Origin of the sequence: Escherichia sp. Marseille-Q3837, assembly GCF_916618735.1 — a bacterium.
Classification (GTDB): domain Bacteria; phylum Pseudomonadota; class Gammaproteobacteria; order Enterobacterales; family Enterobacteriaceae; genus Escherichia; species Escherichia ruysiae.
In genome coordinates this window covers 977,112-992,006 of record NZ_CAKAKC010000001.1, presented here as the reverse complement: position 1 = coordinate 992,006, position 14,895 = coordinate 977,112, and the positions used below count along the sequence as shown (strand labels likewise).

The window sequence follows — 14,895 nt, the reverse complement described above, 5'->3', positions numbered from 1 at the left end:
CCTTACACATAACGTTGGGGTAGAGAGACACTGACGCGCGTGCCGTGCAGACAGGATATGGTCAAGGTGCCGCCCAACGCCGTTACGCGCTCGCGCATTCCGGTGAGACCAAAACCGTGCTGCCCTGAATCTGGCGGCAAACCGCTACCATCGTCGTCAATCACCAGCATTAATCGCTCATCCTGCTGCCAGCCTTGCAGCGTGACCGCACTGGCATCGGCATGTTTCACAATGTTGTTCAGCCCTTCCTGGCAGACACGAAACAGCGTCACACGCTGGTTTTCACTTAATGCTGATTCATCTATCCGCCATTCAAGATGACTGACAATGCCGCGACCTTCCAGCTCCATTTCTCGCATCAATGAACGGATAGCCTGTTCCAGGGTGAGATCATCCAACTGGCGCGGACGTAACCGTCCTAATAAGCGGCGCACCGCGTCGTAAACGCCCAGCGACAGTTGTTCGATGAGCTGCCCGCTCTGCTTCACGCTGGCGTTATCTGCCGCCAGCCGCTGAACAATGCCCGCCTGAGTACGAATGGCGGTGATGGTCTGACCGATATCGTCGTGCAGTTCACGCGCCACATCGCGGCGCACGCTCTCTTCGGTTTCCAGCAACCGTTCAGCGAGATGCTGATTGCGTGCCAGTTCCTTTTGTAGCGACTGGTTAAGCTCACGCAGTCGCTGAATACCTGCGCCCAGTAACAGCCCCGTCAAACTTTGCACCAAAAGCGAGAGCAATAAATCTACCGGATGATCGCGCCATGTCTGGCTGGCAATCAGTGCAATGGCATTCATCAACGTCGCAATCAGCGCCCCTTGCCAACCATAGTGCCAGGCCAGAGCGATAATCGGCAGCGCCAGGCAAAATGGCGTAAAACGCGACAGTTCGTTCGGCAGTCCCAATTGCAGCCAGAGGCTGATAACAAACAGCAGCAAGTACCAAATCAGATGCCGCCCGCGCCAGTTTATCGGCTGAGAAACCAGCGACGGCCCTAGCGGCAGCCAGGTGTTATTAGCCAGGTAGTGCCAGAACACAAGGCAAACAGGAGCCAGCGTCAGACCACCAGTTAAGGTTAATAACAGCGCGTTCCACGATTCGTTACCATACCCGTGCCAAAGCCAGGGCAGCGACTGTAACAACGCTGCCGCCGTTAACGCAGCCCCCTGTAACAACAATGTGCGCCAGTCGCGCTGATGGCGAAAGCGGGAAATCAACGCCACGGGCAGTAACGTCAATAAACTACCGATCATCAATAACGGAAAATGCGTTAACCCGACAGCCTGCGTCAGCCAGTAAATCAGCAGCCATTCCGCGCCCAGCAACACGGGCCAGTATCCGCGCGGGCATTGCAACATCAGCCCCAGTCGCAGACCAAACGGAAACAGCAATACCGCCAGATCCGGTCGTTCAACCAGATGCAGGCTAATACTCCACAGGCAAAACCATGCGGCAGAGAAGATAAAAAAGCAGGAAATTACAGTATTTAAGCGGGAGAAAAATGTCTTCATCACCAGCCATCAAACATGCGGCGAGCCAGTTCAACATCGTTACTGACGCCCAGTTTGTCCATCAGATTAGCGCGATGTACGTGCACAGTTTTCGGCGACAAGCCCAGTTCGGCGGCAATCTCTTTCACCGCCATCCCTTGCGCCAGCTTTTCCGCTACCTGACGTTCGCGTTTGGTCAGCGGATCCTGACGACCGGATGCCAGTTTAATGGCGATATCTGGCGTCAGATAACAGCCGCCCGTGGCAACGGTATGCACCGCAGCGATCAGTTCGTCCGGGCTACAGCGTTTGGAGAGAAAGCCGCGTGCCCCCGCATTGAGCGCCTGTTCAACCAGCGCCGGACTGTCGTGAACGGAGAGCATAATTGTCGCCATGCCTTTCGGTAGTTGGCTTAGCAGCTCCAGACCGGAAATATCCGGCATAGAGATGTCGCAAATACACACCTGCACACCGCGCCCTGGCAACCCGGCCAGCGCCTCGCGCCCCGAACCAAACTCGGCAACTACCTGCAAATCAGGTTCCAGCCCCAGCAACTGCGCAAAGCCGGAGCGGACGATAAGGTGATCGTCTATAAGGGCAACGGTTATCATGGTCTTGTCCTGGCGGGTAAAAAAAACGCGCTTACCTTAACGATAAGCGCGCCGCTGTTCAAGCCTTGAGCGGTTACTGAAAGAACACAGCAATCTTGTTAAACATGGTCGGGTCGGACTGATTACGCTGCACTTTTACCACATCTTCCAGTTTGTCTATCTGGCTTATCATCTGCTCCAGCCGCTGATCATCATTCACCAGTAGCCAGATATGGCTTTTGTCGCTGTCCTGAACAGGCAGACAGAGAATGCCCTCAACGTTAAAGGCGCGGCGGGCAAAAAGCCCACAAACGTGGGTCATTACACCAGGATGGTTGCGAACGGTGAGTTCCAGAATCACGTTGTCATGAGTTGTATTTTGCATGGTTTATTCCCCCACCATTTCAGTATTCGCCGCACCTGGCGGCACCATCGGGTAAACTTTTTCTTCCGCATCAATCCGTACATGGATCAGTGCCGGACCAGGGCGATTAATCATTTCCTGCAATGCGGCCTGCGGATCGGCTTCGTTATTCAAATCACACGTTTCGAGGCCGAATCCGGCGGCAATCTGCATAAAGTTGATTTTGCCCGGATAAGTGGCAGCAAAAACACCCTGCTTGTAGAACAGACTTTGTTGCTGATGCACCAGCCCCAGAGCTTCGTTGTTCATCAGAATGATTTTGACATCAAGCTGGTTTTCGCTGGCGGTGGCCATCTCCTGAATATTCATCATCAGACTGCCGTCACCGGAAAAACACAACACTTTGCGATCGGGGTTCGCCAGCGCCGCGCCAATCGCCGCAGGCAGGCCGAAGCCCATCGTACCCAGCCCACCGGAGGTCAGCCACTGACGTGGGCGATTGAGCGGATAGGCCTGCGCCGTCCACATCTGATGCTGACCAACATCAGTGGTAATAATCGCGTTGTCATCCACGCAGGCTGCAACGGCATTAATCAGGCCGTAATGTGTTAACGGATCGCACGCTTTTGGAATTGGACACGGGTATTCGCGCTGTAAATCAGCCACCAGTTGATGCCACTCTGCTCGCGGCTGGGCTTCCACCTGCGGGATCAGTTGCGCCAGCACGTCATCGACATCCGCCTGTATCGCCACATGCGGTTGCTTCACTTTACCCAGCTCTGCGCGGTCAATATCCACATGGATGATTTTGGCGTTCGGACAGAACTCCTCCGTTTTGCCAATCGCCCGGTCATCAAAACGTGCTCCGAGAACAATCAGCAGATCCGCCTCCTGCAAGATATAGTTGGTGCTGCGCACACCGTGCATCCCCAGCATACCCAGCGACAACGGATGCGCTTTTGGCAACATGCCCAGCGCCATTAAGGTCATGGTGGTGGGCAACTGGGCTTTCTCTGCCAGTTCACGCACCCGTGCAGGCGCGTTAATGACACCGCCCCCCAGATAAAGCACCGGGCGTTTGGCGGCGTTAATCATTGCCGCAGCGTCACGAACGCTTTCTTCACTAAAGGTGGGGGCGGCGGCTTTTTCTGCCATAACAGGTTGTTCTTCAATCTCAAAAACCGCTGTTTGCACATCCTTAGGAATGTCTATCCACACCGGGCCATGACGGCCTGATTGCGCAATGCGGAAGGCATCGCTCATGACCTGCGGGAGTTCTTCGATATGTCTGACCAGATAGTTATGTTTGGTGATGGGGATAGAGATGCCGTAGGTATCGACTTCCTGGAAAGCGTCGGTGCCAATCATTGAGGCAGGAACCTGACCGGTGATGCAAATCAGCGGGATAGAGTCCAGCCGCGCATCGGCAATGGCAGTCACCAGATTAGTCGCCCCCGGCCCACTACAGGCCATGCAAACTGCGGGTTTGCCGTCGGTACGCGCCATCCCCTGGGCGATAAATCCCGCGCCTTGTTCGTGACGAGCCAGAATATGGCGGATTTGCGTGCTTTGGCTTAAGGCGTCATAGACAGGGAGAATCGAGCCGCCAGGTATCCCCGTCACAATCTTAATGCCCTGCTGTTCCAGAAAATGAACGATAAATTCTGCGCCAGTAAAACGCTTGCGTGTCGATATTATGCCCGAACTTGCCATACTCCAGTCCTTTTCTTCTGAGCCGACTTTCCGGGGGCGCTTAAACGAAAAACCCCGCCCGGTTTGCGCCGGCGGGGTTTTGGAATCGTGTGTTGTTCCAGTCCCTACGGCGCATTGCCGACGACCACCACCACACGCACGACGACCACTGCGGCGGATGGCGCAGTTGGTAGTAGTTTTGCGTTGAGCATGGAAATAGTCATTGGGGACCTTGTTGGTTTTGTGTTTAACAATATTTATACAAGCACAGGTTTACAGGGGAGACAATGGAAAATTTTTCATCAAAGGAAAATTGAGGGATTGATCACGTTTTGTACTGAATCGCAGGTAACAAAAAACCCCGCCGGAGCGAGGTTTCGTCAGCCGCTCGCGGCTGGTAACCGCAAAGCACACTGTATTATGTCAACACTGAAAGTATACGTGTTCCGCATAGAACACGCAATTTCGGCACGAATTTTGACTTTTTTAACGCATAGTCGAGTATCGATCACAGTTTGCAATTTGTCCAAAAATTACTGTTTATTTATACAGTGCGCTTCTATAATATCACTGTACGCAATGTGTTATGCGGGGCCGCATCGTTACCCGGCGCACTAAGTCCTGGCTGAAACGGGTGGTGCCGTCAGCGCCTTAACCCCGCGTGAGCACACTGTGTTATGTCAACAGCACAACGTTTCTCCTTGAGAGACCGCGTGCACAACAGCTGGCAACAGGCAGCGGAAAGGTACGTCGGCTGGTAGTGCTCCTGAACCACAGGAGACGCGTATGAGCCTGGTGGATATCGCCATTCTTATCCTCAAACTCATTGTTGCAGCACTGCAACTGCTTGATGCTGTTCTGAAATATCTTAAGTAATTCAGATTCAAGCCGCACTAAAGGGGAGCGGGAAACCGCTCCCCTTTTATATTCTGCTTGCAAATGGGTGTCGGATGCGATGCTGGCGGATGTGGCGTTAAGGTTTTATCCCTATTCCGGCAACATTTATTGCCGCTTTTGTTTATATATTCTGCCGTTTTTCTTATTACTATTCCTCATATATATCTGGCTAACATTTATCAATGTGATAGATTTCTCTCCCGCATTTATTCGAATGCGTAGTAACTTATTCTAAATATATTTTTATAAGCGTCTGTGATAATGAAAAGGCATAGAAACGTCAATTTATTATTGATGTTGGTATTACTCGTGGCCGTCGGTCAGATGGCGCAAACTATTTATATTCCTGCTATTGCCGATATGGCGCGCGATCTCAACGTCCGTGAAGGGGCGGTGCAGAGCGTAATGGGCGCTTATCTGCTGACCTACGGTGTCTCACAACTATTTTATGGCCCAATTTCCGACAGGGTAGGTCGCCGCCCGGTGATCCTCATCGGAATGTCCATTTTTATGTTAGCAACGCTGGTTGCGGTCACCACCTCCAGCCTGACGGTATTGATTACTGCCAGCGCAATGCAAGGGATGGGAACCGGTGTCGGTGGTGTGATGGCGCGTACATTGCCGCGTGATTTGTATGAACGGACACAGCTACGCCACGCTAATAGCATGTTAAATATGGGTATTCTCGTCAGCCCTTTGCTCGCACCACTCATTGGCGGTCTACTGGATACCATGTGGAACTGGCGAGCCTGTTACCTGTTTTTACTGGTGCTTTGTGCTGGTGTGACCTTCAGTATGGCACGCTGGATGCCAGAAACGCGCCCTGTCGATGCACCGCGTACGCGTCTGCTCACCAGCTATAAAACGCTCTTTGGAAATGGTGGTTTTAACTGCTATTTACTGATGCTGATTGGCGGTCTGGCAGGGATTGCCGCTTTCGAAGCCTGTTCTGGGGTGCTGATGGGCGCAGTATTAGGGCTGAGCAGTATGACGGTCAGTATTTTGTTTATTCTGCCAATTCCGGCGGCATTTTTCGGTGCATGGTTTGCCGGACGCCCGAATAAACGGTTCTCTTCGTTAATGTGGCAGTCCGTTATCTGTTGCCTGCTGGCAGGACTGATGATGTGGATCCCCAGCTGGTTTGGCGTAATGAGTGTCTGGACACTGCTCGTTCCCGCAGCATTGTTCTTTTTCGGTGCCGGGATGCTGTTTCCGCTGGCAACCAGCGGCGCGATGGAGCCTTTCCCCTTCCTGGCGGGCACGGCTGGCGCACTGGTCGGCGGTCTGCAAAACATTGGTTCCGGCGTGCTGGCGTCGCTCTCCGCGATGCTGCCGCAAACCGGCCAGGGAAGCCTGGGGCTATTGATGACCTTAATGGGAATGTTAATTGTGCTGTGCTGGCTGCCGCTGGCGACGCGGATGTCGCAGCAGGGACAGCCCGTTTAACTTACGTCACCACAGCATCGTCATCAGCTCCACAGGAGAACGATGCTGCTTTATCAAGTCGCGCATTACTCGCATGTGCGGCGCGGAGTGGGAATAAAAAGCCTGATAGCCAGCACAAAGTACCTTATCCGGCTGACCATCCCTGGCATGAGGGCAAAGGAGATACCAGTCACACTCCTGACACCCCCTCTGTGGTTGTTGGCTTTCGTTCCCGCACCATTTTTGCAGCGTGACATCAAAAAGCTCGATTGATATACGACTGATATCTGTCCGCACCCAACACTCGAACAGGGCGATTAAAAATTGTCCCCATAACTCGGTTGTCACCGACGCTGCCGTCAGCTCGCCTCGGTCATTAAATTCTATATGGGGAATGAGTTGCACGGCGCGGATGCCCCTCCGTTTGAAATTCTTATAAAAATCACCTGGTTGTAATGCATCGTTATACTCTACAACCAGTTTATGCCTGTCCTCTTTAGCATCTATAACCTGACTTCCTGTCATGTGATTCTCTCAATTAATACGATAAGTTGGTGTATATGCGTAACAGCAAACAGTATTGCGAGAGATAACACCGCGAGGGAGATCATAAATTTGTCACGGATTACGCAAATTTGGGAAAAATCGCTATTAGCCACATCCATTAAATTACGATTTCGTGTATAGCGCCAGAGGATTAGTGCCACAAGGGCGAGGATGCCAATAGAAATCCAGAACAATATGCCTGACTGGTGCCAGTTATGTTTGATTGCCAGCGCCATCAACGCACCGTAGCCCAGCATGGTACGAAACCATGCCAGCGATGTGCGTTCCGGCTGAAGGCCTGGGTCGGCAATCCGTCTGGCTTTGCGGCTATCCGGCATACAACACCAGTCCCATAACGATCACCGCCACGATCATCAATATTACGCTGATGATTAATAAGCTGTTTGTGTAGGGTAAATCTTCTTTCAGACGCATCGCTTTTTCATTGCGTAACCAGCGCAGGTAGCCATACATTGCCAGTCCGCCAGAAAATAAGCATAGCAATAACGCCAGCAGCTCGCGAATGACGGGCGTGGCGAAGTCTGGCGCAAGTTGATCCAGCCCCACACCTGCTGCCAGAAACCCTAATGCAGTACGAATCCACGCCAGAAATGTACGTTCATTAGCCAACGAAAAGCGGTAATCAGGCGCTTCTCCGAGGCGGGAAATTTTCATTGTTACTCCTTTGCAATTTCACAATAGCGATGTTTTATCCGTCTCTTTTTAGGAATTTCGGTTGATGTTTTCTTGATATGCTTTGCCATCCGCTACAAGGAGGTCAGATGGGTATCATAGCGCAAAATAAAATCAGTTCATTGGGCATGCTGTTCGGTGCCATCGCCTTAATGATGGGGATTATCCACTTTTCATTCGGCCCTTTTTCCGCGCCACCGCCAACGCTTGAAAGCATCGTGGCGGACAAAACGGCTGAAATTAAAAGAGGTCTTCTCGCCGGAATAAAAGGCGAAAAAATTACCACCGTGGAAAAAAAAGAAACGCCTGATGTCGATAAAATCCTCGATCAAGGCGGTATCGCACTGGCCATTGCTGCGCTACTTTGCGCATTTGTTGGCGGTATGCGTAAGGAAAATCGCTGGAGCATTCGCGGCGCTCTGGTATTTGGCGGCGGGACGCTGGCTTTCCATACCTTGCTTTTTGGTATCGGCATCGTGTGCAGCCTTCTACTGATATTCCTGATTTTTTCTTTCCTGACTGGCAGTTCACTGGTTTAAGCAGCCTGAATATTGCCCGCCAGGTTTCCGCCAGCGGGCATCATCGTCAGAACTTCTGTTTTTTATCCTCGACTTTCACCCCTTGCGTCGGTAAACCGGTGTCATAGTCGCGTACCACTGGAGAATAACCATCCTGTGGGCGAGGGCGGAACGCCCCCATCCAGCGCGGTTGCGCATCTTTGCGCCACGGACGGAGGCTCCATTGGTAACTGCGGAACGGATCGCGAATTTTGTCCATGTAACCCAATAAGGCGTCATGCATTTTGCTGCGAACGTCGGCAAAACGAATATCATCGATCAGGTTATGCATTTCATTTGGGTCATTACGGCGATCGTAAAGTTCATCACTGGTGAAGAGGTTGAGCACCAGTTTAAAGTCATCCGTCACCCAGCAACGCACCGGAATAAAGCCGCCAAAGCTGTCATGCTCAATCTCGTAGCGGTTAAATTCCACCATCACGCCGCGTGGCTCTTTCACGGCAAGGATATTTTCCCCCGGCAGAATCTCTGGTTTTTCAATATCTGCCAGCGCCATCATTGTCGGCAGTAAATCGATATGACTGACTGGCGTATCGACCTGCCGCCGCTCCCCTTGCGGCGAACGGATGATCAGCGGAATACGGGTGATGTCGTCATACATCGCCGCTCCTTTACTGATCAGCTTATGTGCGCCCATCATTTCACCATGATCGGAGGTATAAATGACCCACGTATTTTCACGTTGCTCTGGCGTTAAGGCATTGATGACCCGTCCGATTTGGTCATCAACAAAGTCATTGCAGGCAAAATAGAGCGGATGGTGATAAAGCCCGTCATCACCGACTGGCGATGGCATCGCCTGCGCCCATAAGCGGTGATGTTCCGGTTTGTTCGCCAGGTCATCCTGTGATTTCTCGCCAAGTTCGTAGTAAAAATCAGCGTATTTCTCTAAATACTCCACCGGACAGGTGAACGGGTGATGCGGCTCATCATACGAAACCACCATCAGGAAGGGTTCCTCGGCGCGCGCGGGCTGTTGCAGAAAATCTACCGCCCGATTGCTGATGCGGTGCGCCCAGGTGAAGGTTTCGTCGATATGGTTCGCCTGTAAATCCTCAACGCTGTTTAGGCCATTGCGCCACAGGCTGATCTCTTTTTCCGTCAGTTCGCTAAGGTAGTTCGCCCCATCGAACCAGTAATCAGCGTCCCACTCCGGCGGACACTCGCCAGTGCCGAAATAGTCATGACCGTCGAGATGCCATTTGCCAATGTAACAGGTGTGATAGCCCGCATCCTTAAAGTAGCGTCCCATAGTGGAGATGTTTTTACCCGGCGCGACGTTGTTGGTCCACGGCCCGGACTGGTTAGCGTAGATACCGGTAAACAGCCCGGCGCGCGCCGGTGTACAAACCGGTGAACAGGTGTAGGCGGAATTAAAGCGAATACCTTCCGCCGCCAGACTATCAATATTTTGCGTATTCAGCGGCTTACCGCTATAGCAACCGACCATATTGGTGGCCTGGGTATCGGTCATGATGAACAGAAAATTGGGGCGTTTCATAGGCTATCCTTCGCGTCGGGAGTAAAGGTTACGGCTGGGTCGTGACGATGCCGCCAGCTGTCAAAAATCAGGTAGACAATCACTACGGCGGCAATGAAATAACTGATCATCGCTAACCAGCGCGTACCGTAGCCGCCGAATTCAGCCAGCCCGGCATAGACGCCAATCATCGCGAACAGGATGCCAATTGACGCGATCTTGACGTTTTTCCACGGTTTCATGTCCACCGCAAACGCATCTTTGAAGGTGAACGGCGTGGCGCGCGGTTTGATAAAACCGATCACCAGCATCACGACCACGTTGATGCAGAACGTACAGGCCAGCACATAGAGGAAATGGAGGTCGAACTTCACCAGATAGTTGATGGTGATGTAGCTGATTATGCCAATCCCCATCGCCACTTTTGCCGCCAGCGCCGGAATGCGCGGGAAGAAAAAGCCCATAATGATGATGGTAACCAGCGGCACGTTGTAAATACCGTTGAGCTGTTTCATCCAGCTATACAGCCCCTGCGGCGCGTTGGCGATCCACGGCGCGACCAGCACCGAAACGATGGCGATAAAGAAACCAAATTTGCGCCCGACGGTGACCAGCTGCTGCGGCTCGGCATTCTGGTTAATGATGCGCCGGTAAATACCCATACTGAATAACGTACTGGCGCTATTCAGAAAGCCGTTGAAGGTACTGATCACCGCACCAAATAACACCGCGCCGAAGAAACCCACCAGTGGCACTGGCAGAACGTTATTGACCAGCGTCGGGTAGGCCATGTCGGCTTTCGGTAGATCCTGATACAGATGAAACGCAATCAACCCTGGCAGCACCAGTACCAGCGGGTCGAGCATTTTCAGCACCGCCGTTAACAGCGCCCCCTTTTGCCCTTCCGCCAGGCTTTTTGACGCCAGCGTGCGTTGCACGATGCCCTGATTAGTACACCAGTAAAAGGTATTTACCAGAATCAAACCGGTAAATGCGGCACCTATCGGCAAAGGATCGGTCGGGCCGCCTACTGAGTTTAATTTCTCGGCGTGAACGGTGGTGAGTTGTTCAATACCTTGCAAAAAGCTGCCCTTACCCATCGCGATCAGGCCGAATACTGGCACCATCAAACCGCCGATAACCAGCCCAATACCGTTGATGGAGTCCGCCACCGCCATTGCGCGCAGCCCACCAATCACCGCATACAGAATCCCCGCCAGACCGAGCAAAATCACCAGTAACCAGATAGCCGCGCCATCGGAAAGTTGTAGCGATTCACCCACGTGAAACAGGCTGTTGAGCGCCAACGCGCCGGAGTAGAGAACAATCGGCAGAAAGCAGACGCCGGTGGCAATGAGGAAACAGAAGTCGATGATAATGCGCGTAGTTTTATCATAACGCTCCTCAAGGAAATCGGGGATGGTAGCAATGCCGCGCTTCAGGTAGCGTGGCAAAAAGATCAGCGCGAGGAAGAGCAGCGTCACCGCAGAAGTGACTTCCCAACCCATCACCGACATGCCGCTTTTGTAGGCTTGCCCGGAAAGGCCGACCAGTTGTTCCGTGGAAAGGTTGGTTAACATTAACGAAGCGGCAATAACCGGTGCTTTTAGCGATCGCCCTGCAAGAAAATAGCCTTGTTGCGATCCGGTATCCGTTTTACGAACTTTCCACCAGGTGATAACCGCCACCAGCAGCGTAAAACCGACAAAACTCAAGATTTGTAACGAATTCATCTCATAGCCCTTATTTATGTTTATGTCCCGGACGCATGAATATAGGGAGAGGTAAAATGCGTCGGGTCAGGCAGTCAGATTCTTAAAATACAAACGTCATATCCCTGAACGGATTGTTTTCTGTTAAGTTCAGGTTGTGAGCATAATTCGCCGGAGGGATATTAAAATGAATGGAAAATTGCAAAGTTCGGATGTAAAAAACGATACTCCATACAATATTCCCTTATTGATTAACGAAAATGTGATCTCCAGCGGAATTTCTCTAATCTCACTCTGGCACACCTATGCCGATGAGCATTACCGCGTAATCTGGCCGCGAGACAAGAAGAAACCGCTTATCGCCAACTCCTGGGTGGCGGTGTATACCGTGCAAGGATGTGGAAAAATTCTTTTAAAGAATGGTGAGCAAATAACACTGCATGGCAACTGTATTATATTTTTAAAGCCGATGGATATTCACTCTTATCACTGTGAAGGTTTAGTCTGGGAACAGTACTGGATGGAATTTACCCCCACCAGCATGATGGATATTCCCGTCGGCCAGCAGAGCATTATTTATAATGGCGAATTTTATAATCAGGAACTCACCGAAGTTGCTGAGTTAATTACTTCACCAGAAACAATAAAAAATAATCTGGCGGTCGCTTTTCTGACGAAAATTATTTATCAGTGGATTTGTCTTATGTACGCGGACGGCAAAAAAGATCCGCAACGGCGGCAAATTGAAAAATTAATTGCCACTTTACATGCCAGCCTGCAACAACGCTGGAGTGTTGCCGATATGGCCGCCACCATCCCCTGTAGCGAGACCTGGTTGCGTCGCCTGTTTTTACGTTACACCGGTAAGACACCGAAAGAATATTACCTTGATGCGCGTCTGGATCTGGCGCTCTCACTCTTAAAGCAAGAAGGGAACTCGGTTGGCGAAGTCGCTGATACACTCAACTTCTTCGACTCCTTTCATTTTAGCAAAGCCTTTAAGCATAAATTTGGTTATGCACCGTCAGCCGTACTGAAGAATACAAACCAGCCACAACCAAAATGGTGAGAGTGTAAATGACTCGATGATGTTCAGAAATACCAGGTGGAGTGCCATTTACGGCGACTCCACCCGGAAAAAGTTAACCGATACTCCAGAAGAGCACCGCCAGTAATTGGGGGGTGATAATGCGCAGGAACATGACTAACGGATAGACCGTGGCGTAAGAGAGCGCCGCCGCACCGCTGGTAGGATGAAGATTATTGGCAAACGCCAGCGCCGGAGGATCGGTCATAGAGCCAGCCAACATCCCGCACATCGAGAGATAATTCATTTTGGCTAACATCCGCGCCAGAATGCCGACTGTAATCAGCGGAACAGCGGTGATCAGGGCACCATAACCAATCCAGCTTAGTCCTTCGCCATTAACCAGGGTATCGACAAAATTCCCACCGGATTTCAGACCCACTACCGAGAGGAACAGTACGATCCCCAGCTCCCGCAGCGCGAGGTTGGCGCTTGGTGGCATAAACCAGTACAGCTTGCCGATACTGCCAATACGCCCAAGGATCAGCGCCATAATCAGCGGCCCCCCCGCCAGCCCCAGCTTCAATGCCGCCGGGAATCCAGGCACAAACACGGGAATGGAGCCTAACAACACGCCAAGACCGATACCAATAAACACCGGTAACATCTGAACCTGTTGCAGTTTTTGCTGCGCATTACCTAATACATTGGCAACGGCATCAATAGCAGAAGGCCGCCCCACCAGGTTGAGGATATCGCCAAATTGCAGGCTAATATCGCCACTGGCGACCAGTTCAACCCCGGCACGGTTCAGGCGCGAGATAACAACGTCATAGCGTTCTTTAAAGTGCAGGTCGCGAATACGTTTACCGAGCACATTTTCATTGGTGACCACCACGCGTTCGACGCGCAAATCGGTGCCTTTCGTTGATAGCGAAGTATCCACCTCCTGACCAATCACCAGTTGTGCATTATGCAAATCCGCAGGCTGTCCCACCAGATGCAGCAAATCGCCAAGTTGGATAATGGTATCTGGCGAAGGTACTTTTAGGGTTTCTTCTCGTTTCAATCGTGAGCAGATAACTTTATCGCCATTAAGAATTGGCACATCTTTAATGGCTAAATTATGCAAATTAGGGTTTTCAACACGGATGTTAATCGTCCTGATTAGCGCACCGCCGTTGGTTCGCGTGGACTCGTGCTGCTGGGCCTCAGTCTCAACATTGACGCGGAAAATAACCCGCAGCATCCACATGGTGAACAAAATCCCACAAATGCCGAATGGATACGCCATCGCGTAACTCATCCCCATCTGATCGACCATCTCCATCGGTGTGCCGAGGTCGCGTAAGATTTGCTGACCTGCCCCCAATGCTGGCGTATTGGTGACCGCGCCAGAGAAAATCCCCAGCACCACAGGCAGTGGAATATCGAAAAGTTTATGCAAGATTGCGGTAACCAGACCGCCGATAATGACTATCAGAACAGCAAACAAGTTGAGGCGTAACCCGGAGACGCGCAATGAGGCAAAGAAGCCCGGCCCCACCTGAATCCCGATGGTATAAACAAACAGGATCAGGCCAAATTCCTGGATAACATGCAGCATATCGCTACTTAATGTCATCCCAGCCTGAGAAACGAAATGGCCGACGATGATCCCACCAAACAGCACGCCGCCAATGCCTAATCCTATGCCGCGAAACTTGACGTTGCCGATAAACAAACCGACGACCGCCACCAAAGCCAGAATACTGACTGTTAATGCTATATCACTCATCGTCCATTTCTCTTGAAATAACATTTTAATTACCAGGGATTATGGCTGAATCGGTGAAGCAGATTTGCCTTATGGCGCACATTATCACGGGAAAGAGAGTGCCGGAACATCTTAACCTGACGAAAATTAATACAGAGTTGAAGATGGTTGATAAAAAAAGCCCCACCAGGCTGGCGGGGCAAAAAGAATAGCTAATTAGCTATTTAACGCGGGACGTTCGCTGATAGCGATACGCTGCGCAGCGATGGGTTCAGGCTCATTACGAATTAAATCAATATGCAGCAAACCATTAACGAAGGTTGCGCCAGAGACTTCCATATTTTCAGCCAGCGTAAAGCTCAGACTAAATGGCTGATTCATAAGCCCTTGATGCAACCATTTTTTCTCTTCTTTTGGCTGCTCAGGCGTGCCTTTTACGCTCAGGCGCGTACCTTCCAGTTGAATCTCTAAATCTTCCTGACGGAAACCAGCCAACGCCAGGGTAATGCGGTAGTGGTTATCGTCGCTTTTCTCAATGTTGTACGGCGGGAAGCTCTGGCTTTCACCGGCGTTTTGCAATGCGTTAGCCAGTTTGTCAAAACCGATCCATTGACGCATCAGTGGGGATAAATCGAAGTTACGCAT

17 protein-coding genes are annotated in these 14,895 nt (G+C 51.4%); 5 read left to right on the top strand and 12 right to left on the bottom strand.

Annotated elements, in window-relative coordinates; all coding sequences use genetic code 11:
• Positions 1 to 2 precede the first annotated feature (2 nt).
• The 5 genes from uhpB to ivbL form a co-directional block, all read right to left on the bottom strand.
• Positions 3 to 1,511 carry a signal transduction histidine-protein kinase/phosphatase UhpB gene (uhpB, locus tag LG381_RS04715; RefSeq protein WP_010350494.1) on the bottom strand — a complete coding sequence of 503 codons (1,509 nt, stop codon included), beginning with the start codon at positions 1,509 to 1,511 and terminating at the stop codon, positions 3 to 5.
• Complete coding sequence (gene uhpA, locus LG381_RS04710; RefSeq protein ID WP_000633666.1) at positions 1,511 to 2,101, bottom strand: transcriptional regulator UhpA; 591 nt, start codon at positions 2,099 to 2,101, stop codon at positions 1,511 to 1,513. Before uhpA ends, uhpB begins: the two co-directional genes overlap by 1 nt.
• 73 nt (positions 2,102 to 2,174) lie before the next feature.
• Positions 2,175 to 2,465, bottom strand: coding sequence for an acetolactate synthase small subunit (gene ilvN, locus LG381_RS04705; protein WP_001181709.1), 291 nt, complete (start codon positions 2,463 to 2,465; stop codon positions 2,175 to 2,177).
• A gap of 3 nt (positions 2,466 to 2,468) precedes the next feature.
• The gene (gene ilvB, locus LG381_RS04700; protein WP_225762080.1) at positions 2,469 to 4,157 is read right to left on the bottom strand and encodes an acetolactate synthase large subunit; all 1,689 of its coding nucleotides are present in this window, start codon (positions 4,155 to 4,157) and stop codon (positions 2,469 to 2,471) included.
• A gap of 104 nt (positions 4,158 to 4,261) precedes the next feature.
• A complete protein-coding gene (gene ivbL / locus LG381_RS04695; protein WP_016159932.1) occupies positions 4,262 to 4,360 on the bottom strand; it encodes an ilvB operon leader peptide IvbL in 99 nt (32 codons plus the stop codon).
• Positions 4,361 to 4,922: 562 nt separating this feature from the next.
• Here ivbL and tisB point away from each other — a divergent pair.
• Together tisB and emrD are read left to right on the top strand one after the other, a co-directional pair.
• Positions 4,923 to 5,012: a type I toxin-antitoxin system toxin TisB gene (gene tisB / locus LG381_RS04690; protein WP_000060506.1), complete on the top strand. Its 90-nt coding sequence runs from the start codon at positions 4,923 to 4,925 to the stop codon at positions 5,010 to 5,012.
• A 282-nt stretch (positions 5,013 to 5,294) separates the two neighbouring features.
• Positions 5,295 to 6,479 carry a multidrug efflux MFS transporter EmrD gene (gene emrD / locus LG381_RS04685; RefSeq protein ID WP_024212485.1) on the top strand — a complete coding sequence of 395 codons (1,185 nt, stop codon included), beginning with the start codon at positions 5,295 to 5,297 and terminating at the stop codon, positions 6,477 to 6,479.
• Between the two features lie 6 nt (positions 6,480 to 6,485).
• Here emrD and LG381_RS04680 read toward each other — a convergent pair whose 3' ends face one another.
• Genes LG381_RS04680 through LG381_RS04670 form a run of 3 tightly spaced genes read right to left on the bottom strand, consistent with a single transcriptional unit; the run spans position 6,486 to position 7,679 of the window.
• Positions 6,486 to 6,983 (bottom strand): radical SAM protein, encoded by a 498-nt coding sequence (locus tag LG381_RS04680; protein ID WP_222680606.1) that lies wholly within the window; start codon positions 6,981 to 6,983, stop codon positions 6,486 to 6,488.
• On the bottom strand, positions 6,980 to 7,342 hold the full coding sequence (locus tag LG381_RS04675; RefSeq protein WP_001113440.1) for a DUF202 domain-containing protein: 363 nt from the start codon (positions 7,340 to 7,342) through the stop codon (positions 6,980 to 6,982). The genes LG381_RS04680 and LG381_RS04675 overlap by 4 nt, the downstream gene beginning before the upstream one ends.
• Positions 7,332 to 7,679, bottom strand: coding sequence for a YidH family protein (locus tag LG381_RS04670; RefSeq protein WP_225762079.1), 348 nt, complete (start codon positions 7,677 to 7,679; stop codon positions 7,332 to 7,334). The genes LG381_RS04675 and LG381_RS04670 overlap by 11 nt, the downstream gene beginning before the upstream one ends.
• A gap of 107 nt (positions 7,680 to 7,786) precedes the next feature.
• On the opposite strand from LG381_RS04670, the gene yidI reads away from it, so the two are divergent.
• Positions 7,787 to 8,236, top strand: a complete 450-nt coding sequence (gene yidI, locus LG381_RS04665; protein ID WP_000511298.1) for a protein YidI — start codon at positions 7,787 to 7,789, stop codon at positions 8,234 to 8,236.
• A gap of 46 nt (positions 8,237 to 8,282) precedes the next feature.
• On the opposite strand, the gene LG381_RS04660 is transcribed toward yidI, so the two are convergent.
• Together LG381_RS04660 and LG381_RS04655 are read right to left on the bottom strand one after the other, a co-directional pair.
• Positions 8,283 to 9,776 (bottom strand): sulfatase-like hydrolase/transferase, encoded by a 1,494-nt coding sequence (locus LG381_RS04660; RefSeq protein WP_222680605.1) that lies wholly within the window; start codon positions 9,774 to 9,776, stop codon positions 8,283 to 8,285.
• Positions 9,773 to 11,488: a solute:sodium symporter family transporter gene (locus LG381_RS04655; protein WP_225762078.1), complete on the bottom strand. Its 1,716-nt coding sequence runs from the start codon at positions 11,486 to 11,488 to the stop codon at positions 9,773 to 9,775. Before LG381_RS04655 ends, LG381_RS04660 begins: the two co-directional genes overlap by 4 nt.
• 166 nt (positions 11,489 to 11,654) lie before the next feature.
• Here LG381_RS04655 and LG381_RS04650 point away from each other — a divergent pair, with 166 nt between their 5' ends.
• Positions 11,655 to 12,536 (top strand): AraC family transcriptional regulator, encoded by an 882-nt coding sequence (locus LG381_RS04650; protein ID WP_222680604.1) that lies wholly within the window; start codon positions 11,655 to 11,657, stop codon positions 12,534 to 12,536.
• Positions 12,537 to 12,609: 73 nt separating this feature from the next.
• On the opposite strand, the gene LG381_RS04645 is transcribed toward LG381_RS04650, so the two are convergent.
• Entirely contained in the window at positions 12,610 to 14,271 is a 1,662-nt protein-coding gene (locus LG381_RS04645) for a putative transporter (RefSeq protein WP_024165177.1), read from the bottom strand.
• 41 nt (positions 14,272 to 14,312) lie between these two features.
• Here LG381_RS04645 and LG381_RS04640 point away from each other — a divergent pair, with 41 nt between their 5' ends.
• The gene (locus tag LG381_RS04640; RefSeq protein WP_024165178.1) at positions 14,313 to 14,462 is read left to right on the top strand and encodes a hypothetical protein; all 150 of its coding nucleotides are present in this window, start codon (positions 14,313 to 14,315) and stop codon (positions 14,460 to 14,462) included.
• A gap of 4 nt (positions 14,463 to 14,466) precedes the next feature.
• Here the strand turns inward: LG381_RS04640 and ibpB are convergent, their stop codons facing one another.
• Entirely contained in the window at positions 14,467 to 14,895 is a 429-nt protein-coding gene (ibpB, locus tag LG381_RS04635; protein WP_001243431.1) for a small heat shock chaperone IbpB, read from the bottom strand.

Bases quoted from the DNA above. Each gene is read 5' to 3' on its own strand.
- uhpB (WP_010350494.1), bottom strand. From the start codon at position 1,511: ATGAAGACATTTTTCTCCCGCTTAAATACTGTAATTTCCTGCTTTTTT.
- uhpA (WP_000633666.1), bottom strand. From the start codon at position 2,101: ATGATAACCGTTGCCCTTATAGACGATCACCTTATCGTCCGCTCCGGC.
- ilvN (WP_001181709.1), bottom strand. From the start codon at position 2,465: ATGCAAAATACAACTCATGACAACGTGATTCTGGAACTCACCGTTCGC.
- ilvB (WP_225762080.1), bottom strand. From the start codon at position 4,157: ATGGCAAGTTCGGGCATAATATCGACACGCAAGCGTTTTACTGGCGCA.
- ivbL (WP_016159932.1), bottom strand. From the start codon at position 4,360: ATGACTATTTCCATGCTCAACGCAAAACTACTACCAACTGCGCCATCC.
- tisB (WP_000060506.1), top strand. From the start codon at position 4,923: ATGAGCCTGGTGGATATCGCCATTCTTATCCTCAAACTCATTGTTGCA.
- emrD (WP_024212485.1), top strand. From the start codon at position 5,295: ATGAAAAGGCATAGAAACGTCAATTTATTATTGATGTTGGTATTACTC.
- LG381_RS04680 (WP_222680606.1), bottom strand. From the start codon at position 6,983: ATGACAGGAAGTCAGGTTATAGATGCTAAAGAGGACAGGCATAAACTG.
- LG381_RS04675 (WP_001113440.1), bottom strand. From the start codon at position 7,342: ATGCCGGATAGCCGCAAAGCCAGACGGATTGCCGACCCAGGCCTTCAG.
- LG381_RS04670 (WP_225762079.1), bottom strand. From the start codon at position 7,679: ATGAAAATTTCCCGCCTCGGAGAAGCGCCTGATTACCGCTTTTCGTTG.
- yidI (WP_000511298.1), top strand. From the start codon at position 7,787: ATGGGTATCATAGCGCAAAATAAAATCAGTTCATTGGGCATGCTGTTC.
- LG381_RS04660 (WP_222680605.1), bottom strand. From the start codon at position 9,776: ATGAAACGCCCCAATTTTCTGTTCATCATGACCGATACCCAGGCCACC.
- LG381_RS04655 (WP_225762078.1), bottom strand. From the start codon at position 11,488: ATGAATTCGTTACAAATCTTGAGTTTTGTCGGTTTTACGCTGCTGGTG.
- LG381_RS04650 (WP_222680604.1), top strand. From the start codon at position 11,655: ATGAATGGAAAATTGCAAAGTTCGGATGTAAAAAACGATACTCCATAC.
- LG381_RS04645 (WP_024165177.1), bottom strand. From the start codon at position 14,271: ATGAGTGATATAGCATTAACAGTCAGTATTCTGGCTTTGGTGGCGGTC.
- LG381_RS04640 (WP_024165178.1), top strand. From the start codon at position 14,313: ATGGCTGAATCGGTGAAGCAGATTTGCCTTATGGCGCACATTATCACG.
- ibpB (WP_001243431.1), bottom strand. From the start codon at position 14,895: ATGCGTAACTTCGATTTATCCCCACTGATGCGTCAATGGATCGGTTTT.